At 50.6% G+C, this 24,472-nt stretch carries 2 protein-coding genes; both read left to right on the forward strand.

Annotated elements, in window-relative coordinates:
- Entirely contained in the window at nucleotides 1-13,233 is a 13,233-nt protein-coding gene (locus HGO23_RS10955) for a non-ribosomal peptide synthetase (protein ID WP_209026631.1), read from the forward strand.
- Nucleotides 13,230-24,104: a non-ribosomal peptide synthetase gene (locus HGO23_RS10960; RefSeq protein ID WP_209026632.1), complete on the forward strand. Its 10,875-nt coding sequence runs from the start codon at nucleotides 13,230-13,232 to the stop codon at nucleotides 24,102-24,104. Before HGO23_RS10955 ends, HGO23_RS10960 begins: the two co-directional genes overlap by 4 nt.
- Nucleotides 24,105-24,472: the final 368 nt, after the last annotated feature.

Consider the following 24,472-nt stretch of genomic DNA (forward strand, 5'->3'; position numbering starts at 1 on the left):
ATGAATAATAATGAATTAACATCTTTACCATTAGCTGAACGGAAAAGACTACTTGAGTTAGCCAAAGCCGCCAAGCTATCTCGTCAACATACACAAAAAGCAGAAATTCGCCCCCAAACCCGCAACGGCGATGTGCCATTATCCTGGACACAACAACGCCTGTGGTTTCTGACCCAATTAGATCCCGCAGCCCAGACGGCGTATCACATGTCAGTAGGGCTACATCTACAAGGTCAGCTTAACCTGAATGCGCTGCAAGCGGCTTTGGATCGGATTGTTGCCCGTCATGAGAGCCTGCGGACAACTTTTGTAGCCATTGAAGGCACTGCCCGGCAAGTTATCGGAGATGCCAACAGTGGTTTTGCTTTGACGACTGAAGATATCAGCCATTTACCAGAACCAGAACAACAAACAACAGTTGAAGAGCGCGCCCACCTTGAAGCTGTCAAGCCTTTCGATTTTACCTGTGGGCCATTACTCAGAGGGCATTTGCTCCGTTTGGCAGAAGACGAACATGTTCTGCTGTTGACCCAACATCACATTATTTCAGATGGCTGGTCAGTCAAAATATTGATACGTGAACTTTCTGCTCTTTATCAAGCTTTCAGTCAGGGGCAACCCGACCCATTACCTGAATTGATGCTCCAGTATGCTGACTATGTTCTCTGGCAACAACAGTGGCTACAGGGCGATGTACTGGAAACTCAACTAAATTACTGGCGCAATCGTTTACAGGGTGCGCCTGAATTGCTCGAATTACCCACCGACAAACCTCGTCCGATACAACAGAGTTACAGAGGTAACCGCGTCGATCTGGCATTTTCACCAGAATTAAGTGCGGGATTAAAAAACCTCAGCCAACGTCATGGCACAACTTTATTTATGACGTTGATGGCAGGTTGGGCAGTGCTGCTTTCCCGCGTCAGTGGACAATCCGATCTGGTGATAGGAACGCCGATTGCCAACCGTCCACAGCATGAGCTGGAACCTTTGATCGGTTTCTTTGCCAATACACTGGCATTACGCATTCAATTAGGTGACAACCCAAATGTCAGCGCATTGCTGGCTCAGGTGAAAAACTGTGCGTTAAGCGCTTATGAGCATCAGAATTTACCATTTGAACAATTGGTCGAAGCTCTGCGACCAACCCGCAGTTTAAGCCATAGTCCTATTTTCCAGGTTATGCTGACTCTCGATAATAAATCAGAACAAAAGAATTTTGAGTTAGCAGAACTAAAACTGAGTGAACTTCCTCTGGTCAGAGAAAGCGCTTACTTTGATTTGACTCTGTCACTCAATGACACCGAAAACGGGTTAATCGGTGATTTAGAATACGCCAGTGATCTGTTTGATCATGCCACGGTTGAACGTATGGCGGGGTATCTGCAAACCCTGCTGGCTGCGATGGTGGCTGATGATAGCCAGCCGGTGGCCGATCTGCCGCTCTTAACGCCGCCTGAGCGTACCCAGCTACTGACCGCATTTAATGCCCCCGCCGTCAGTTACCCGCCAGATCTGCTGCTGCAACAACTTTTCGAACAGCAAGTGGCGACCTCACCGGCGGCGACCGCGCTGGTGTATGGTGAGCAGCAACTCTCTTATGCCGAACTGAACCGGCAGGCCAACCAGCTGGCCCATGCCCTGATAGCAGCCGGCGTACAGCCGGATGACCGTGTCGCCATTTGTGTCGGGCGCGGCTTTGATATGATCGTTGGCCTGTTCGGTATCCTGAAAGCCGGGGCCGGTTATGTGCCGTTAGATCCGGATTACCCGACCGAGCGGCTGAATTACATTCTGTCCGACTGTGAACCGAAACTACTCTTGACCCAGCAACAGTTACAACCCCGCCTCACCACTGAGGTGCCGGTCTGGGTCATGGATCACAGTGATTACCTGAGCACGGTGACCCAACACCCCGGTCACAACCCGTCACCCCAGCAACTGGGGCTGGCCCCGCACCATCTGGCTTATATCATCTACACCTCCGGCTCTACCGGGCAGCCCAAAGGGGTGATGATTGAACACCGCAATGTGGTTAATTTTGTCCATGTCCAGCGTCAGACCAATGAACTGACCCCGGCGGACCGGGTACTGCAATTTACCTCGGTGGCCTTTGATACCACCGTCTCCGATATTTTCGCCACACTGGCGGTCGGGGCAACGTTAGTACTGCGCCCGGCGCATCTGCGTATCCCGGATAAAGCCTTTAGCCAGTTCTTACAAGCGCAGGCGATCACCGTCTGCGATTTACCCACCGCGTTCTGGCATTTGTGGGTACAGGAGATGGCGGCCGGCCGCTGTGGTTTCAGTACGTCTTTACGGCTGGTGATTGTCGGCGGGGAAAAAGCCGAGCTGCGCCATTTCGACACCTGGCAATCGTTAGCGGAAACCCCATCCTGCCGCTGGATCAACTCCTACGGCCCGACGGAAACCACCGTGATTGCCACAGTATGGCAACCGGACACCCCGGCAACTTGCCCGGCCGGCTCAGTGCCCATCGGCTACCCCCTGACCAATTCCCGCCTTTATATTCTGGATGCACAAGGGCAACCGGTGCCTGTCGGGGTGACCGGTGAAATCCATATCGGCGGCTCAGGCGTGGCCCGCGGGTATCTGAACCGCCCTGACCTGACCGGTGAACGCTTTGTCTCCGATCCGTTCAGCGATCAGGCCGGAGCCCGGATGTATAAAACCGGCGACTTAGGCCGCTGGCGGCCGGACGGCACGATTGAATACCGGGAGCGCAATGATTTTCAGGTCAAGATCCGCGGTTTCCGTATTGAACCGGGGGAAATTGAAGCCCAACTGGCGCAGTGTGACGGCGTCAAAGATGCGGTGGTGACCGCCCATGAAGATGAAAGCGGTAATAAGCGGCTGGTCGCCTATCTGGTGCCGCAACCTGATATTACGCTGGATCTGGTGCAACTGCGTGAGCAGCTGAGTACCCGCCTGATGGAATATATGCTGCCCGGCGCCTATGTCATCTTAGACGCCTTCCCTGTGACCCCGAATGGCAAACTGGATCGCAAAGCCCTGCCCGCCCCAGACAGTGCTGCGTTTGTGCGCCGTGAATATGCCGCACCGCAGGGTGAAATTGAACAGACACTGGCTGAAATCTGGCAGGATTTATTGGGCGTAGAACAAATCGGACGCCATGATAATTTCTTTGAACTGGGGGGACATTCGTTATTGACCGTACAGGTTGCCGCCCGTTTACGGGAGAAGCTGAATCTGGAAGTGACACTGCAAGATCTGTTCACTCACCCGGTGCTGGCCGATTTAGCCCCGTCGCTGGTAAATGCCGCCCAATCCGTCCAGCCGCTGATCTTACCCGCAGACCGCCAGCAGCCGTTACCCCTTTCCTGGGCACAGCAACGGCTATGGTTCCTGGCACAACTGGACAGCGCCGCGCAGGCCGCCTATCACATCGCCGGTGGCTTGGAACTGCACGGCGCTTTAAATCGGGCCGCCCTGCAAGCAGCGCTGGATCGCATCGTGGCCCGTCATGAAATTCTGCGTACCACGATCACCGTTACCGACGGGGAAACGCGCCAGATTATCGGAGAGGCTGACCGGGGCTTTGCCCTGATATACCAAGATCTCAGCCCGTTATCCCCGGCAGAGCAGCAAATGGCACTGGAAGCGGCAACACAGGCGGAAGCCCAGCAGGATTTTGATTTTGCGCAAGGACCGTTAGTCCGCGCCCAATTGCTGAAACTCGCGGATCAACACCATATTCTGTTGGTGACCCAGCATCATATTATCTCTGACGGCTGGTCACTGAATATTCTGACTAAAGAACTTTCTGCCCTTTATCAGGCCTTCTGCCAACAACAGCCAGATCCGCTGCCACCGCTGCCCATCCAGTACGCTGACTACGCCCTGTGGCAGCGCCAATGGTTGCAGGGAGACAGACTGAACCAGCAGGTGAATTACTGGCGCAATACACTACAGGATACGCCGATCTTGCTGGAACTGCCCACTGACCGCGTCCGTCCGCCGGAACAAAGCTATCGGGGAGATCTGGTACGCTTTACCCTGTCCCCTGCACTCAGCACCGGTTTACACACCCTGAGCCAGCGTCATGGCACCACCCTGTTTATGACCCTGCTGGCCGGCTGGGCGGTTTTACTGTCACGGATCAGCGGACAACCCGAAGTGGTTATCGGCACGCCGGTTGCCAACCGCCAGTACAGTGAGTTAGAGCCGTTGATAGGTTTCTTCGCCAATACGCTGGCCTTAAGAGTCCGGCTGGAGGATAACCCTACCATCAAACAGTTATTGGCCCGTGTTAAAGCCCATGCACTGGATGCCTACGCCCATCAGGATTTGCCTTTTGAGCAGCTGGTGGAGGCATTACAACCGCCACGCAGCCTGAGTCACAGCCCGATATTTCAGGTGATGATGGTTCTGGATAATACATCCAATCAACAGCGCTCCACTCTGCCGGAATTAACGCTCAGTGAACTGCCGTTAGACAGAAAAACCACCCAGTTTGATTTGTCGCTGTCACTCAATGACACCGAAAACGGGTTAATCGGTGATTTGGAATACGCCAGTGATCTGTTTGACCATGCCACGGTTGAACGTATGGCGGGGTATCTGCAAACCCTGCTGGCTGCGATGGTGGCTGATGATAGCCAGCCGGTGGCCGATCTGCCGCTCTTAACGCCGCCTGAGCGTACCCAGCTACTGACCGCATTTAATGCCCCCGCCGTCAGTTACCCGCCAGATCTGCTGCTGCAACAACTTTTCGAACAGCAAGTGGCGACCTCACCGGCGGCGACCGCACTGGTGTATGGCGAGCAGCAACTCTCCTATGCCGAACTGAACCGGCAGGCCAACCAGCTGGCCCATGCCCTGATAGCGGCCGGCGTACGACCGGATGACCGTGTCGCCATTTGTGTCGGGCGCGGCTTTGATATGATCGCTGGCCTGTTCGGTATCCTGAAAGCCGGAGCCGGTTATGTGCCGTTAGATCCGGATTACCCGACTGAGCGGCTGAATTACATTCTGTCCGACTGTGAACCGAAACTACTCTTAACCCAGCAACAGTTCCAACCCCGCCTCACCACTGAGGTGCCGGTCTGGGTCATGGATCACAGCGATTACCTGAGCACGGTGACCCAACACCCCGGTCACAACCCGTCACCTCAGCAACTGGGGCTGGCCCCGCACCATCTGGCTTATATCATCTATACCTCCGGCTCTACCGGGCAGCCCAAAGGGGTGATGATTGAACACCGCAATGTGGTTAATTTTGTCCATGTCCAGCGTCAGACCAATGAACTGACCCCGGCGGACCGGGTACTGCAATTTACCTCGGTGGCCTTTGATACCACCGTCTCCGATATTTTCGCCACGCTGGCGGTCGGGGCAACGTTAGTACTGCGTCCGGCGCATCTGCGTATCCCGGATAAAGCCTTTAGCCAGTTCTTACAAGCGCAGGCGATCACCGTCTGCGATTTACCCACTGCGTTCTGGCATTTGTGGGTACAGGAGATGGCGGCCGGCCGCTGTGGTTTCAGTGCGTCTTTACGGCTGGTGATTGTCGGCGGGGAAAAAGCCGAGCTGCGCCATTTCGACACCTGGCAATCGTTAGCGGAAACCCCATCCTGCCGCTGGATTAACTCCTACGGCCCGACGGAAACCACCGTGATTGCCACAGTATGGCAACCGGACACCCCGGCAACTTGCCCAGCCGGCTCAGTGCCCATCGGCTACCCCCTGACCAATTCCCGCCTTTATATTCTGGATGCACAAGGGCAACCGGTGCCTGTCGGGGTGACCGGTGAAATCCATATCGGCGGCTCAGGCGTGGCCCGCGGGTATCTGAACCGCCCTGACCTGACCGGTGAACGCTTTGTCTCCGATCCGTTCAGCGATCAGGCCGGAGCCCGGATGTATAAAACCGGCGACTTAGGCCGCTGGCGGCCGGACGGCACGATTGAATACCGGGAGCGCAATGATTTTCAGGTCAAGATCCGCGGTTTCCGTATTGAACCGGGGGAAATTGAAGCCCAACTGGCGCAGTGTGACGGCGTCAAAGATGCGGTAGTGACCGCCCATGAAGATGAAAGCGGTAATAAGCGGCTGGTCGCCTATCTGGTGCCGCAACCTGATATTACGCTGGATCTGGTGCAGCTGCGTGAGCAGCTGAGTACCCGTCTGATGGAATATATGCTGCCCGGCGCCTATGTCATCTTAGACGCCTTCCCTGTGACCCCGAATGGCAAACTGGATCGCAAAGCCCTGCCCGCCCCAGACAGTGCTGCGTTTGTGCGCCGTGAATATGCCGCACCGCAGGGTGAAATTGAACAGACACTGGCTGAAATCTGGCAGGATTTATTGGGCGTAGAACAAATCGGACGCCATGATAATTTCTTTGAACTGGGGGGACATTCGTTATTGACCGTACAGGTTGCCGCCCGTTTACGGGAGAAGCTGAATCTGGAAGTGACACTGCAAGATCTGTTCACTCACCCGGTGCTGGCCGATTTAGCCCCGTCGCTGGTAAATGCCGCCCAATCCGTCCAGCCGCTGATCTTACCCGCAGACCGCCAGCAGCCGTTACCCCTTTCCTGGGCACAGCAACGGCTATGGTTCCTGGCACAACTGGACAGCGCCGCACAGGCCGCCTATCACATCGCCGGTGGCTTAGAACTGCACGGCGCTTTAAATCGGGCCGCCCTGCAAGCAGCGCTGGATCGCATCGTGGCCCGTCATGAAATTCTGCGTACCACGATCACCGTTACCGACGGGGAAACGCGCCAGATTATCGGTGAGGCTGACCGGGGCTTTGCCCTGATATACCAAGATCTCAGCCCGTTATCCCCGGCAGAGCAGCAAATGGCACTGGAAGCAGCAACACAGGCGGAAGCCCAGCAGGATTTTGATTTTGCGCAAGGGCCGTTAGTCCGCGCCCAATTGCTGAAACTCGCGGATCAACACCATATTCTGTTGGTGACCCAGCATCATATTATCTCTGACGGCTGGTCACTGAATATTCTGACTAAAGAACTTTCTGCCCTTTATCAGGCCTTCTGCCAACAACAGCCAGATCCGCTGCCACCGCTGCCCATCCAGTACGCTGACTACGCCCTGTGGCAGCGCCAATGGTTGCAGGGAGACAGACTGGATCAGCAGGTGAATTACTGGCGCAATACACTACAGAATACGCCGATCTTGCTGGAACTGCCCACTGACCGCATCCGTCCGCCGGAACAAAGCTATCGGGGAGATCTGGTACGCTTTACCCTGTCCCCTGCACTCAGCACCGGTTTACACACCCTGAGCCAGCGTCATGGCACCACCCTGTTTATGACCCTGCTGGCCGGCTGGGCGGTTTTACTGTCACGGCTCAGCGGACAACCCGAAGTGGTTATCGGCACGCCGGTTGCCAACCGCCAGTACAGTGAGTTAGAGCCGTTGATAGGTTTCTTCGCCAATACGCTGGCCTTAAGAGTCCGGCTGGAGGATAACCCTACCATCAAACAGTTATTGGCCCGTGTTAAAGCCCATGCACTGGATGCCTACGCCCATCAGGATTTGCCTTTTGAGCAGCTGGTGGAGGCATTACAACCGCCACGCAGCCTGAGTCACAGCCCGATATTTCAGGTGATGATGGATCTGGATAATACATCCAATCAACAGCGTTTTGATCTGCCGGAATTAACGCTCAGTGAACTGACGTTAGACAGAAAAACCACCCAGTTTGATTTGTCGCTGTCACTCAATGACACCGAAAACGGGTTAATCGGTGATTTAGAATACGCCAGTGATCTGTTTGATCATGCCACGGTTGAACGTATGGCGGGGTATCTGCAAACCCTGCTGGCTGCGATGGTGGCTGATGATAGCCAGCCGGTGGCCGATCTGCCGCTCTTAACGCCGTCTGAGCGTACCCAGCTACTGACCGCATTTAATGCCCCCGCCGTCAGTTACCCGCCAGATCTGCTGCTGCAACAACTTTTCGAACAGCAAGTGGCAAACTCCCCGGCGGCGACCGCACTGGTGTATGGCGAGCAGCAACTCTCTTATGCCGAACTGAACCGGCAGGCCAACCAGCTGGCCCATGCCCTGATAGCAGCCGGCGTACAGCCGGATGACCGTGTCGCCATTTGTGTCGGGCGCGGCTTTGATATGATCGTTGGCCTGTTCGGTATCCTGAAAGCCGGGGCCGGTTATGTGCCGTTAGATCCGGATTACCCGACCGAGCGGCTGAATTACATTCTGTCCGACTGTGAACCGAAACTACTCTTGACCCAGCAACAGTTACAACCCCGCCTCACCACTGAGGTGCCGGTCTGGGTCATGGATAACAGCGATTATCTGAGCACGGTGACCCAACACCCCGGTCACAACCCGTCACCCCAGCAACTGGGGCTGGCCCCGCACCATCTGGCTTATATCATCTACACCTCCGGCTCTACCGGGCAGCCCAAAGGGGTGATGATTGAACACCGCAATGTGGTTAATTTTGTCCATGTCCAGCGTCAGACCAATGAACTGACCCCGGCGGACCGGGTACTGCAATTTACCTCGGTGGCCTTTGATACCACCGTCTCCGATATTTTCGCCACACTGGCGGTCGGGGCAACATTAGTACTGCGTCCGGCGCATCTGCGTATCCCGGATAAAGCCTTCAGCCAGTTCTTACAAGCGCAGGCGATTACCGTCTGCGATTTACCCACCGCGTTCTGGCATTTGTGGGTACAGGAGATGGCGGCCGGCCGCTGTGGTTTCAGTGCGTCTTTACGGCTGGTGATTGTCGGCGGGGAAAAAGCCGAGCTGCGCCATTTCGACACCTGGCAATCGTTAGCGGAAACCCCATCCTGCCGCTGGATCAACTCCTACGGCCCGACGGAAACCACCGTGATTGCCACAGTATGGCAACCGGACACCCCGGCAACTTGCCCGGCCGGCTCAGTGCCCATCGGCTACCCCCTGACCAATTCCCGCCTTTATATTCTGGATGCACAAGGGCAACCGGTGCCTGTCGGGGTGACCGGTGAAATCCATATCGGCGGCTCAGGCGTGGCCCGCGGGTATCTGAACCGCCCTGACCTGACCGGTGAACGCTTTGTCTCCGATCCGTTCAGCGATCAGGCCGGAGCCCGGATGTATAAAACCGGCGACTTAGGCCGCTGGCGGCCGGACGGCACGATTGAATACCGGGAGCGCAATGATTTTCAGGTCAAGATCCGCGGTTTCCGTATTGAACCGGGGGAAATTGAAGCCCAACTGGCGCAGTGTGACGGCATCAAAGATGCGGTAGTGACCGCCCATGAAGATGAAAGCGGTAATAAGCGGCTGGTCGCCTATTTGATCCCACAATCTGCAACAACACAATCTGCAACAACACTGGATATCATTCAGTTGCGCGAACAACTGAGTACCCGCCTGATGGAGTACATGCTACCCAGTGCCTATGTCATCTTAGATGCCTTCCCTGTGACCCCGAATGGCAAACTGGATCGCAAAGCCCTGCCCGCTCCTGACCGCTCCGCTATTATCAGTCGGGAATATCAGGCTCCTCAGGGGGAAACTGAACAGCAATTAGCGTCTGTTTGGCAAACCTTGCTGGGATTGGAGCAAATTGGACGCCACGACAATTTCTTTGAATTAGGCGGGCATTCGTTGCTGGTTGTCAATTTAATCGAAGAACTTCGCCAACGGGGTTTCACTCTGGAAGTCAGTACCGTCTTCTCCTCTCCAACATTGATGGCAATGGCAGCACGCCTGATGGATACTGCATTGGATGATACTGTTACATATGATGTACCACCTAACCTCATTACTGACGATTGCCAATCCATCACACCGCAAATGTTACCGTTAATTACTCTGACCCAGGATCACATTGACCAGATTGTGACTCATGTTTCTGGTGGTGTTACCAATGTTCAGGATATCTACCCGGTAGGGCCGTTACAGGAAGGAATTTTGTTCCATCACTTGCTGGAAACAAAAGGCGATATTTATCTGGACAATCTGCTGATGAGTTTTGACAGCCGGACACGTCTGGATACTTTCCTGCTGACATTGCAACAAGTCATTGACCGTCACGATATTCTACGCAGTGCATTTCATTGGGATAACCTGCCGGAGCCTGTGCAGGTGGTTTATCGCCATGCACCTCTGCCAGTCATCGAATCAGAGCTATCATCTAATATCGACGCCGTACAGCAACTGCGTGATGCGACAGATCCCCGCTCAATACGGATGGATATCACCAGAGCACCATTATTATCCGCCAATATTGTCAAAGATCCGCAAACTGACTGTTGGCATTTGGCATTGCTCTACCATCATCTGGTTTGTGATCATTTGTCGCTAGAAATGATCTTCAATGAAGTTGAAATGTTACTACTTGGGCAAAAAGACCATTTACCGCCTTCACTGCCTTACCGTAACTTTATCGCCCAGATCCGTTCGGTGCCGATTGAAAAACATCAAACCTATTTCCACCAGCTTTTGGGTGATGTGGATGAACCCACTCTGCCTTTTGACTTACTTGATGTACAAGGTAATCACGATGAACACGACGACTCAAATGAAAACAGCAAGATAGAAGAAGCTGAATTTGCTTTGGATGATGAGTTAGCTCATCAGATACGTGACTGTGCCCGTCAGCAGGGGGTCAGTGCCGCTGTTCTGTTCCATGTGGCATGGGCACAGGTTCTCGCACAATGCAGCGGACGGGAAGATGTTGTTTTCGGCACCGTCTTATTGGGTCGTTCTCAACGAGGAACAGATACCACTCAAGTGCTCGGTATGTTCATCAATACTCTGCCTGTACGTATTATGTTACAGGAACGTACTGTGCAACAGGTGGTCCAGGAAACTTACCAGCAACTCAGTGCATTACTGGAACATGAACAAACTCCGTTAGCCATCGCCCAACGTTGCAGTGGTATTCAGGCACCTCAGCCACTCTTTAGTAGTCTGCTCAATTTCCGTCATAGCCAACGACACGATCAACAGGCCAGTTCACCAGTTTGGGAAGGCATTCAGGCGTTCAGCAGTGAAGAACGCAGTAATTACCCCTTGTCATTGGATGTGGATGATTTTGAAAATGGCTTTGCGTTAACTGCTCAATGCAACCGTCAGGTTAACCCAACCCGCATTAACGCTTATATGGATACGGCGTTGAGAGCGCTGGTGACGGCATTACAAAATATGCCAAAGCAGCCTATTCAATCCATCACCATCCTGCCACCAGCAGAACGTACACAGCTACTGGCAGACTTTAACAAGGCCAAAGTTGACTGTCCTCAGGATATGTTGCTCCAGCAACTATTTGAACAGCAGGTTGCGCTCACACCTGATGCCATCGCGCTGATTCACGGCACACAAATTAGCACAGAGCAAATTAGTAAAGAACAGCAACTCACTTACGAAGAGCTGAACCAGAGAACCAACCAACTGGCTCACGCACTGATTGCAACAGGGATACAACCTGACGATCGTGTGGCGATTTGTGTCGAGCGTGGTTTGGATATGGTGGTTGGCTTGTTCGGGATCTTAAAAGCCGGTGCAGGTTATGTGCCACTGGATACAGACTACCCGACTGAACGCCTGAATTACATTCTGTCAGATTGTGCACCTAAGTTATTACTGACTCAGCAACACTTACAGACTCGCTTATCAACCGATGTACCTGTCTGGAACCTGGATAATCATCATCATACAGAGCTGATGGCACAGCAACCCACTCACAACCCAGAACCTCAACAGTTAGGGCTGGAACCCCATCATCTGGCCTATATCATCTATACTTCCGGCTCTACCGGACAACCGAAAGGGGTGATGATTGAACACCGCAATGTGGTCAATTTTGTTCATGTCCAACGTCAGACCAATGAACTGACCCCGGCGGACCGGGTACTGCAATTTACTTCCGTTGCGTTCGACACCACTGTATCGGATATCTTTGCGACACTCGCTGCTGGTGCAACTTTAGTATTACGTCCATCCGAACTGCGTGTACCGGATAACACATTTGCCCGATTCTTACAGCAACAGAAAATCACGGTGACTGATTTACCTACCGCGTTCTGGCATCTGTGGGTACAGGAGATGGCCGCAGGACGTTGTGGTTTCAGCCCTTCTCTACGGCTGGTGATTGTCGGCGGGGAAAAAGCGGAACTGCGTCATTTTATGACCTGGCAATCGCTGCCGGAAACCCGTTCATGCCGTTGGATTAACTCTTATGGCCCAACTGAAACCACCGTTATTGCTACGGTGCTGAAACTGGATAGCTCTGCTGCCTATACCGCAGAGACGTTACCGATTGGCTACCCTCTCGCCAACACTCGCATCTATATCCTTGATACACGGGGAGAGCCTGTCCCGATGGGCGTTTCCGGCGAAATCTATATTGCAGGTGCCGGTGTGGCCCGTGGTTATCTGAATCAACCAGAACTCACAGCTGACCGTTTTGTGCCCGATCCATTTGCTGAGTCACCAGCTGAACAGGCAAATGCCCGCATGTATAAAACCGGTGACTTAGGCCGCTGGCTGCCGGACGGTACGATTGAATACCTCGGACGCAACGATTTTCAGATCAAACTCCGCGGATTCCGCATTGAGCTGGGTGAAATCGAAACTCAGTTAGCGGCTTGTGAGGGAGTTAAAGATGCTATCGCCATGGTTCGTGAAGATGAAACGGGTGATAAACGTCTGGTGGCTTATCTGGTGCCACAACCTAATGCCACTCTGGAAATCGCCAGCTTACGCGAACAACTGAGCAATCACCTGCTGGATTACATGATCCCCAGTGCCTTTATTGTACTGGATGCTTTCCCGCTGAACCCGAACGGTAAACTGGATCGTAAATCTCTGCCTGCCCCTGACCGTTCTGCTACTGCAACGCGGGAGTATGAAGCACCACAAGGAGAAGCAGAACAACAACTGGCCGCTATCTGGCAAACCCTGCTGGGACTGGAGTTGGTTGGTCGTCATGATGACTTCTTTGAACTTGGAGGAAATTCTTTATCAATCATGCAATTATCAACGCGACTGCATGAAGAATTCCATCTGGAAATTTCAATTGCAGATATTTTCCGTCATTCAATCCTATCCAAACTTGCTGAACTTATTCTATCAAAACAAGTAGAAACCTTTTTTGACCAGGATATTAACGATATTCAAAAAGAGCTGGAAAACCTATCCGAGGAAGAGTTGCTTGCCATGCTAAATGGAGATCAACCAAATGGAGGTCAACAATGAATAAAAATGAACAAACACTGAATCAATTAAGGCAAGCAGTACTCCAGAAGAAACTGAAAGAACGCATTCAAAGTAGTCTGACAGCAGGGAAAGATCAGATCCCTGCCAGAAATCCGCAGCAGGAAATACCACTATCCTGGGCGCAACAGCGCCTATGGTTCCTTGCACAGTTAGATCCGGCGGCGCTGACAGCGTACCACATTCCGACCGCTCTTCATCTGCAAGGTGATCTGAACAAGCCGGCCTTACAGGCCGCGCTGGATCGGATTGTCGCCCGTCATGAGATCCTGCGTACTACGATAACATCGGCTGCGCATACGTTGACGACATTGACGGAAGATAAAGTTAAGGTTGAAGGAAAAACTGGGGCGGAGGGAACCGCCCTGCAAGTCGTTCATAATGCAGATTATGGTTTTTCTTTAATGACTGAAGATCTCAGCCAGTTAACCAAAGGGGAACAGCAGGCGACAATTCAGCACGCCATGCAGTTTGAAGCAACCCAGCCTTTCGATTTTGAAAACGGCCCCTTAATACGGGGGCAATTATTTAAGCTTGCAGAAGATGAACATACCCTGTTATTAACTCAGCATCACATTATTTCAGATGGTTGGTCAGTCAACCTGTTAATGCAGGAATTTTCCACCATTTATCAAAGTTTCTGCCACGGGATGCCTGACCCATTACCCCCACTGAAAATCCAATATGCTGATTATACTCTCTGGCAACGGCAGAAATTACAGGGTAAAGAGCTGGAGAAACAACTGGATTATTGGCGTAACGCTCTACAAGATGCCCCGACGCTTTTGACACTTCCGACTGACAGGGCTCGTCCTTCACGGCAAACCTATGCCGGAGGAGAGGCTGTCGTTACGTTGTCACCTGATTTGACCGGAAAATTAAAGGCTTTCGCCCAACGTCATGGTGCTACTTTATTTATGACCCTGCTGGCAGGATGGTCAATATTACTTTCCCGCCTCAGTGGACAAGATGATGTGGTGATAGGCACTCCCGTGGCTAATCGCAAACATCGCGATCTGGAGCCTCTAATTGGCTTTTTTGTCAATACCTTAGCGTTACGGGTTCAATTACAGAATAATCCCACTGTCAGCGAACTACTGGCACATGTGAAAGCGCATACTTTGCAGGCTTTTGAACATCAGGATTTTCCATTTGAACAATTAGTTGAAGCATTAAAACCACCCCGCAGCCTGAGTTATAGTCCTATCTTTCAGGTTATGCTGTCACTGGATAATACTCCCGGACAACAGCAGTTTGAGCTGCCAGAATTGACTATCAGTGAACTGGATCTATCCGAAGACAGTTCACACTTCGATCTTTCATTATCACTGCATGACACCGAAAATGGGTTAATCGGTGAACTGGAATATGCCAGCGATCTGTTTGACCAGGCCACCATGGAACGTATGGCGGGCTATCTGCAAACTCTTCTGGGCGCTATGGTTAGCGATGATTCACAACGCGTGGCAGATCTTCCACTGCTGATGCCACATGAACGTACCCAATTACTGGCAGATTTCAATGCCAGAAAGGCCAGCTATCCACAAGATATGTTGCTCCAACAGTTCTTTGAGCAACAGGCCGGGCATTCACCTGATGCTATTGCGTTAATTAGCGGTAAAAAGCAACTCAGCTACGCCGAACTGAACCAGCAGGCTAACCAACTGGCTCATGCCCTGATTACCGCTGGTGTGCAGCCGGACGACCGCGTGGCGATTTGTGTCGGACGTGGGCCGGATATGATCATTGGCCTGTTCGGCATCCTGAAAGCCGGGGCCGGTTATGTACCATTAGATCCTGAATACCCCACTGAACGTCTGGCTTATATTCTGTCAGATTGTGAACCTAATTTATTGCTGACCCAACATCATTTACAGAGCCGCTTAACTACCGAAGTGCCTGTCTGGGTCATGGATGATGATGACTATCTGGATTATGTGGCACAACAGCCCGACCACAATCCCGAACCACAACAACTGGGATTAGAGCCGCACCATCTGGCCTATATTATCTATACTTCCGGTTCCACCGGGCAGCCTAAAGGTGTGATGATTGAACACCGCAATGTAGTCAATTTTGTTCATGTCCAGTGTCAAATCAATGAGCTGACACCGGCTGACCGGGTACTACAATTTACCTCTGTCGCCTTTGATACCACTGTCTCCGATATTTTTGCCACTCTGGCCGTCGGAGCAACATTAGTGCTGAGAGATGCCCATCTGCGCATCCCTGATAAAAACTTCAGCCAATTCTTACAGGAACAAGCAATCACCGTTTCCGATTTACCCACCGCTTTCTGGCATCTGTGGGTGCAGGAAATGGCGGCAGGGCGTTGTGGTTTCAGCTCCTTTTTACGTCTGGTGATTGTCGGCGGGGAAAAAGCAGAACTCCGTCACTTCAACACCTGGCAATCGTTAGCGGAAACCCAATCCTGCCGCTGGATAAACTCTTACGGCCCAACGGAAACTACTGTGATTGCCACAGTATGGAAACCGGGCAGTCACTCCCCTTGTCTGACGGGCACCGTCCCCATTGGATACCCGCTCACCAATACCCGCATTTATATCCTCAATACTCAGAGGCAACCTGTTCCCATCGGAGTGGCGGGTGAAATCTATATCGGTGGTTTAGGCGTCGCGCGCGGGTATCTAAACCGCCCTGACCTCACCGCTGAGCGGTTCGTGACTGATCCATTCAGTGAACAACCTGATGCCCGGATGTATAAAACCGGGGATTTAGGCCGCTGGCTGCCGGACGGCACGATTGAATATCTGGAGCGTAATGATTTCCAGGTCAAGATCCGCGGCTTCCGTATTGAACTGGGAGAAATTGAAACACAACTGGCTAAATGTGATGGTGTCAAGGATGTCGTCGTTACCGCGCATGAAGATGAAAACGGCAATAAACGTCTGGTGGCGTATCTGGTGCCACATTCTGCAACAACACATTCTGCAATAACACAATCGGCAATAACACTGGATATCATCCAATTGCGTGAACAATTAAGCACCCAATTGATGGAATATATGCTGCCGAGTGCATATGTCATTCTTGATGCCTTCCCGTTAACGCCTAACGGAAAAATCGATCGCAAAGCACTGCCAGCCCCCGATCGTACTGCTATCATCAGCCGGAAATATCAGGCTCCAGCAGGAGAAGCGGAACAACAACTGGCAACAGTCTGGCAAGAATTGCTCGGAGTGGAACAAGTTGGGCGTCATGACAATTTCTTTGAGCTAGGAGGCCATTCATTATTAGTCGTCAGCCTGATCGAACAGCTACGTCAGCGCAATTGTGCTCTTGATGTCAGTGCTGTTTTTTCCGCTCCAACATTGGCTGCGATGGCAACCCATTTAACGATGCACGCCGGTTCAGAGGCAAACAGTCCGGTTATTCCACCAAACCTGATCCCAGATAACTGTCAGGCAATTACACCGGACATGCTGCCATTAGTCACGCTGTCACAAGGTAATATTGATCAGATAGCCGCCCAGGTAACAGGTGGCGTCAGTAATATTCAGGATATCTACCCACTCGGCCCATTACAGCAAGGAATTCTGTTCCAGCATTTACTGGAAACCGAAGGCGATATTTATCTCGATAGCGTCATCATGACTTTTGACAGCCGCCAACGTCTGGATACTTTCCTGCTGGCTATGCAGAAAGTTATCGATCGTCATGATATCCTGCGAAGTGCCGTCCAATGGCATAACTTGCCAGAGCCAGTACAGGTGGTTTACCGTCATGCACCACTTCCTGTTCAAGAGTTAACACTGTCAGGGGAAGACAGCGCGGAACAACAACTGCGCCACCATACCGACTCTCATTCGACACGTATGGATATTACAAGAGCGCCATTACTGTCCGCCAGCATTGCACAAGAACATCCTTCACAAGAACATCCTTCACAAGACCATTCTTCACAAGACCATACTGCACAAAAACCGCGTTGGTTACTGGCGTTACAGCACCATCATCTGGTTTGCGATCATTTGTCACTGGAAGTGATATTCGACGAAGTTGAAACCTTATTACTGGGACAGAGTGAAGATTTGCCTGCGCCCCTGCCTTATCGTAATTTTATCGCTCAGACCAAAAACGTTCCGTTGGAAAATCATCAGGCTTATTTCCAACAGCTATTGGGAGATGTAGAAGAACCGACTCTGCCCTTTGGCCTGCTCGATATACAGGGCAACCGCCACCAGATTGCAGAGTCTGTTTTCACACTGGACAGTAACTTGGCGAAAACGATACGGGATTGTGCCCGCCAGCAAGGTGTCAGTGCTGCGGTTCTGTTCCATGTTGCCTGGGCACAGGTATTGGCGAAATGCAGCGGCCGGGATGATGTGATCTTCGGTACTGTTTTATTGGGACGGTTACAAGGCGGAGAAGACACTGCAAGAATATTGGGAATGTTCATCAACACATTACCTGTCCGCATTGCCCTACAGGGTCGTTCAGTTCAACAAATGGTACAGGAAACGTACCAGCAACTCAGCAAGTTGCTGGCACATGAACAGGCGCCTTTGGCTGTTGTCCAGCGTTGCAGCAGTATTCCGGCTTCTTTGCCACTGTTTAACAGCCTGCTTAATTTCCGTCACAATCCGAGTGACAACGAACAAGACATATCACCTGCCTGGGAAGGGATACAGACTCTCGACACCGGAGAACTCAGCAATTATCCCCTGTCACTGGATGTGGATGATTTTGATGATGGCTTCTCATTGACCGCTCAGTGTAGCCAGCAAATCGATCCTGCTCGCATTAACGCCTATATGAACGTTGCATTAAGAGGGCTGGTGAACGCATTGCAAAATGCGCCTGAGCAAAATATTCAGTCTATCCCTGTTCTGCCACCCGCCGAACGTCGTCAGTTACTGGTAGATTTCAATGGTGCCAGTGTCGCCTCTCCACAAGATATACTGCTGTTACAACAACTATTTGAACAACAGGCATCTCTCTCACCTGATGCCATTGCGCTGGTTAGCGGTGAAGAGCATCTCAGTTATACAGAACTGAACCAACGTGCCAACCAACTGGCGCACGCACTGATTTCAGCGGGTGTACAGCCTGATGACCGCGTGGCTTTCTGTGTCGAACGCAGTCTGGATATGGTGATTGCCATGTTGGCAATATTAAAATCCGGTGCGGGCTATGTACCACTGGATTGCGAATATCCGGTGGTGCGATTGGCTTATATTCTGTCAGACAGCCAGCCTAAGCTGTTACTGACCCAGCAGCATTTACAAACGCGTTTATCAACCGATATACCAACCTGGATACTGGACAGTGACAACCATCTGGATGCGATGGCACAACAGCCGGCATACAACCCTGATCCACATCAGTTAGGGCTGGAACCCCGTCATCTGGCCTATATCATCTATACCTCCGGCTCTACCGGACAACCGAAAGGCGTGATGATTGAACATCACAATGTAGTCAATTTTGTTCACGTTCAATGCCAGACTAACGAACTGACATCATCTGACCGTGTACTGCAATTTACTTCTGTTGCCTTTGACACTACCGTCTCCGATATTTTTGCCACGCTGGCGGTTGGTGCAACATTAGTTCTGCGCTCTGCGGATCTGCGCATTCCAGATATCACCTTTACCGAATTCCTGCGGGAACAACAAATCACCGTTTCCGATCTCCCGACTGCCTTCTGGCACTTATGGGTACAGGAGATGGCAGCAGGCCGCTGTGGTTCCAGCCCATACCTGCGTCTGGTGATCGTTGGCGGTGAAAAAGCCGAACTCCGCCATTTAATGACTTGGCAATCCATGCCGGAAACTCATTCATGCCAATGGATTAACTCTTACGGCCCGACGGAAACTACGGTTATTGCTACCATCCTGAAGCTGGATAGTCATTCACCTTACATGGCAGAAACCCTGCCGATTGGTTACCCGCTCACCAATAGCCGGATCTATATTCTGGATAAAGACGGACAACCTGTTCCTCTTGGTGTTGCCGGTGAAATTCACATCGGTGGAGCCGGTGTGGCCCGTGGTTATCTGAATCGCCCCGATCTTACCGCCGAACGTTTTGTACCGGATACCTTCAGTGAACAACCGAATGCCCGCATGTACAAAACCGGTGACTTAGGCCGCTGGCTACCGGACGGAACAATTGAATATCTGGAACGTAATGATTTTCAGGTCAAGATCCGCGGATACCGTATTGAGCTGGGAGAAATTGAAGCTCAACTGGCGGCCTGTGATGGAATCAAAGATGCCATCGTTATTGCGCGTGAAGATGAAAACGGTGATAAACGTTTGGTCGCATATCTGATACCACAACCGGAAATGACATTAGATATTGTTCAACTACGTGAACAGCTTGGCACTCGCCTGATGGAATACATGCTGCCCAGCGCCTTTGTGGTTCTGGACACCTTCCCGCTGACTCCGAACGGTAAACTGGATCGTCAGGCTCTGCCGGCACCGGATCGCTCTGCAATTGTCAGCCGTGAATATCAGACTCCTCAGGGGGAAACTGAGCAACTCTTAGCAGCTATCTGGCAAACTTTGTTGAGGTTAGAGCAAGTCGGACGGTATGACAATTTCTTTGAATTGGGTGGTCATTCGTTGTTGGTGGTTAGTCTGATTGAACAGTTGCGTCAGCGCGGTTTTACTCTGGCAATCAGTGCTGTCTTCTCTTCTCCTTCATTGATGGCAATGGCGGAACGTTTGACCGCAACAGCAGCAGGAGACTGCATTACCTATGATGTCCCCCCCAATCTTATCTTTGACGACTGTCAGGCTATCACACCGGATATGTTGCCATTGGTCACGCTGACGCAAGACAACATTGACCAGATTGTGGATCAGGTTTCTGGTGGTGTCGCCAATATTCAGGATATCTATCCATTGGGGCCATTACAGGAAGGTATTCTGTTCCACCATTTGCTGGAAACAACCGGTGATACTTATCTGGACAATCTGTTGATGACTTTCGACAACCGCGCACGTCTGGATGAATTTTTGCAGACGGTGCAACAGGTCATTGCCCGCCATGATATTCTGCGCAGTGCCGTGTATTGGGAAAATCTGCCGGAGCCGGTACAAGTGGTTCATCGCCATGCACCAATGCCTGTCACAGAGCTGGGATTGTCATCTGAAACTGATGCTGAACAACAACTGCGTGATTATACCGATCCTGGCGTGGTACGTATGGATGTCACCAAAGCACCGTTATTGTCCGCCAGCATCGCCAAAGATCCGCATAGTGACAATTGGCTGTTATCCTTACTACATCACCATTTAGTCTGCGACCATTTATCGCTGAAATTGGTATTTAATGAAGTCAATGCTTTGTTACAGGGAAAAAGTGAGCAATTGCCAACACCTTTACCCTATCGCAATTTTATTGCCCAGACTAAAAACGTTCCCCTTGAACAACATCAGAGCTATTTCCAGCAACTACTAGGTGATGTAGAAGAACCTACCCTGCCATTTGATTTACTCGATATTCAGAATAATAACGATGAAATTGTGGAAGATGTTCTGACGTTGGATGATGACCTGGTTCAAATGGTCCAGCAATGTGCCCGCCAGCAAGGTGTCAGCACTGCGGTCTTGTTCCATGTCGCCTGGGCTCAGGTACTGGCACAATGCAGTGGTCGTGATGATGTCGTCTTCGGAACAGTTTTACTAGGAAGATTACAGAGTGGAGAAGAGACAGAGCGAATATTGGGAATGTTTATCAACACGTTGCCTGTCCGGGTTATTCTGCGGGAACGCAACGTTCAACAAACAGTACAAGATACTTACAAACAACTCAGTTCATTACTGATACATGAACAAGCACCTTTGGCGATTGCTCAGCGTTGCAGTGGTATTCCCGCTTCTCTGCCGTTATTTAACAGCTTGCTTAATTTCCGTCATAGCTCGGATGAATCTGACGAAGATGAACAGGATCTCTCATCAATCTGGGAAGGTATTGAAACACTCAACACGAAAGAGTCACGCAGCAATTATCCTTTATCACTGGATGTTGATGCTTATGATGATGGATTTGAACTGACCGCTCAGTGTAACCAGCAAATCGACCCTGCTCGCATCAATGCCTATGTGGTGACTGCACTAAGAGGATTGGTGACTGCACTGCAAAGCACACCGGAACAGAATATTCAGACAATAACTATCTTGCCACCAGAAGAACACGTTCAGTTAATGGTAGATTTCAACGGTGCTGAGATTGTTTATCCGCAAGATATCCTGCTCCACCAGTTATTCGAACAACAAGCCGTTGTTTCACCTGATGCCATTGCCCTGATAAGTGGTGAGAAACAACTCAGTTACACTGAATTGAACCAACGTGCCAACCAATTAGCCCATGCCCTGATTGCTGCGGGTGTACAACCGAATGATCGGGTAGCGATTTGTGTTGAACGCAGTCTGGAGATGATCATCGGCCTGTTCGGGATACTGAAAGCGGGTGCTGGTTATGTACCACTGGACACAGATTATCCGACCGAAAGGTTGAGCTATATTCTGACAGACTGCAAACCGAAATTATTACTGACTCAGCAGCATCTACAGCATCGTCTGACAACTAACGTACCGGTTTGGTTAATGGATGGGGAAGATTATTTAACTTCCGTAGCACAATATTCTCCCCGTAACCCTGAACCGCATTTTTTGGAGCTGGCTCCGCACCATCTGGCCTATATCATCTATACCTCCGGCTCGACCGGCCAGCCGAAAGGTGTGATGATTGAACATCGCAATGTAGTCAATTTTGTTCATGTCCAACGCCAGACCAACGAACTGACACCTGCTGATCGCGTGCTGCAATTTACGTCTGTTGCTTTTGACACCACTGTATCCGATATTTTTGCCACATTGGCGACGGGTGCGACTTTAATCCTGCGACCGACTGATCTTCGTGTACCGGATGGCAACTTTGCCCGCTTCTTACGGGAACAACAAATTACCGTTACTGACCTCCCCACCGCCTTCTGGCATCAATGGGTACAAGAATTAGCCGCAGGAAGGTGCGGTTTCAGCCCTTCTTTGCGTCTGGTTATTGTTGGGGGAGAAAAAGCGGAGCTTCACCATCTCAAGCTCTGGAAATCACTGCCTGAAACTCAATCCTGCCGCTGGATCAACTCCTATGGGCCAACGGAAACGACTGTCATCGCCACGGTATTAAAAGTAGATGGTCATGCTGCTTATACTGCGGCAACCCTGCCTATTGGTTATCCATTAACCAATACCCGCATTTATATTTTGGATATACAGGGGCGACCTGTTCCTCTTGGTGTTGCCGGTGAAATCCATATTGGCGGCGCAGGCGTTGCCCGCGGTTATCTCAATCATCCTGAACTCACAGGGGAACGCTTTATTCCTGATCCATTCAGCCAGCCAGACGATGCAAAAATGTATAAAACAGGTGATTTAGGATGTTGGTTGCCGGACGGTACGATTGAGTATCTCGGACGCAACGATTTTCAGGTTAAGATCCGCGGATTCCGTATCGAACTGGGGGAAATTGAAGCCAGATTATTCGCCTATCCTGGTATCAAAGACGCAATTGTTATAGTACGGGAAGATATTCCCAATGATAAACGTTTGGTGGCCTATGTAGTACCACAACCAGAAACAACGGTAGATCTGGAAAATCTGCGCAAAGCCTTACACACTAATTTAGCCAGTTATATGGTTCCCAGTGCTTTTGTGATCCTGGAGACATTCCCGTTGACACCAAACGGCAAATTAGATCGTCGGGCATTACCGATACCGGATAAATCCGCTGTTATCAGCCGTGATTATGAAGCTCCTGTCGGTAAAACGGAGGAGATCATTGCTGAAATATGGCAGGACGTACTCAGGCTGGAACGTGTAGGACGACATGATCACTTCCTGGAGCTTGGGGGTCATTCCCTGTTAACTTTGCAAGTTGCTGTTCGTCTGCAACAAGTATTAGGCAAAGATATCGGGATACGTGATTTGCTTGTCCATCCGACTATCAGTGAACTGGCTGCTTTTATGCAGTCAGACGCTGCGCTTTCTCAACAAGAAAATCTGGTGACCATCCGTAAAGGCAATGGTGACATCGCACTGTTTCTTGTCCATGCGGTAGATGGGGATATTCACTATGCTTACGATCTTGCCCCTTATATTGAAGTTGAAGATAGTGAACTATCAATTTATGGACTCGCGACCAGTGACTCCTACGCAGAAGAAGATGCACAACTCACCGTTAACAAAATGGCTCAAACATATATTGAATGTATCCGTCAGGTACAGGCTCATGGTCCTTATTATCTGGCAGGATGGTCATCAGGCGGAACTATTGCTTATGAAATAGCGTGCCAACTGGTCACCGATGGTGAGACAGTCAACTTTGTCGGATTACTGGATTCCGCCTCCAACTATCTGGAATTCTTCACTCCAGAAGAACAGCAAGCCGGAATACCATTTGAGAAAAGCACCACATTGCTTGAGTTACTGCCAGAAGGCATTCCGGAGCATTTCAGTGATGAACTGTATAGATTGGCTAAAAATCGTGATTACCAGGCAATGCTGACCTTTGCAGAACAGAACAATTTGCTACCACCACAAATCACGCTTGAGAATATCAACGATCTGCTGCAATTACGCCACAATATCGCTGTTGCAGCCTACAGCTATACACCATCTCCGGCAGCCATAGACGTTACTCTATTCAGAGCAACCGAAGAAGCGGCTCAGGGAAATACAACTCTTGGATGGGATAAAATTGTACCCAATGAACGACTGACTATTATCCCGATTAAAGGAGACCACGGTTCTATTGTGACGCAACCAAATATTCAGGATGTGGGTAAGGTATTACTTAAAGCGATTACAGAGAGGAAATAAAAACATGGATAACGCCCGTTTTTGCGGGCGTTATTTTTTAGATGCTAATTATAACTATTTATGCTACTTCCTCAGTATAAATAATACGTTAAAAATCCACTAATAGATAAAATAATAAACTTAAATAATTATAGTCAACAGTAAATTATTTTTATATTAGTTCCCTGGTGTATTAAAAAACAGATAATTTAGTTTTTTATTAATAATAATGAAACTTATATAGTTCACATACTAGAAAATATACTACCTTTAATATTACCTTCTTAATATGTTACTAAGATGCCAGTCTTTCTCTTATTTTTGAGTTCTTGTATTATAAAATATCAACCTATAAGATACGCTTATAAACACCAACATCTGACAAGATA

This window comes from Xenorhabdus budapestensis (genome assembly GCF_017743015.1).
GTDB lineage: Bacteria > Pseudomonadota > Gammaproteobacteria > Enterobacterales > Enterobacteriaceae > Xenorhabdus > Xenorhabdus budapestensis.

What these genes read in the sequence shown, in the direction of transcription:
- HGO23_RS10955 (WP_209026631.1), top strand. Translation starts at nt 1, where the DNA reads ATGAATAATAATGAATTAACATCTTTACCATTAGCTGAACGGAAAAGA.
- HGO23_RS10960 (WP_209026632.1), top strand. Translation starts at nt 13,230, where the DNA reads ATGAATAAAAATGAACAAACACTGAATCAATTAAGGCAAGCAGTACTC.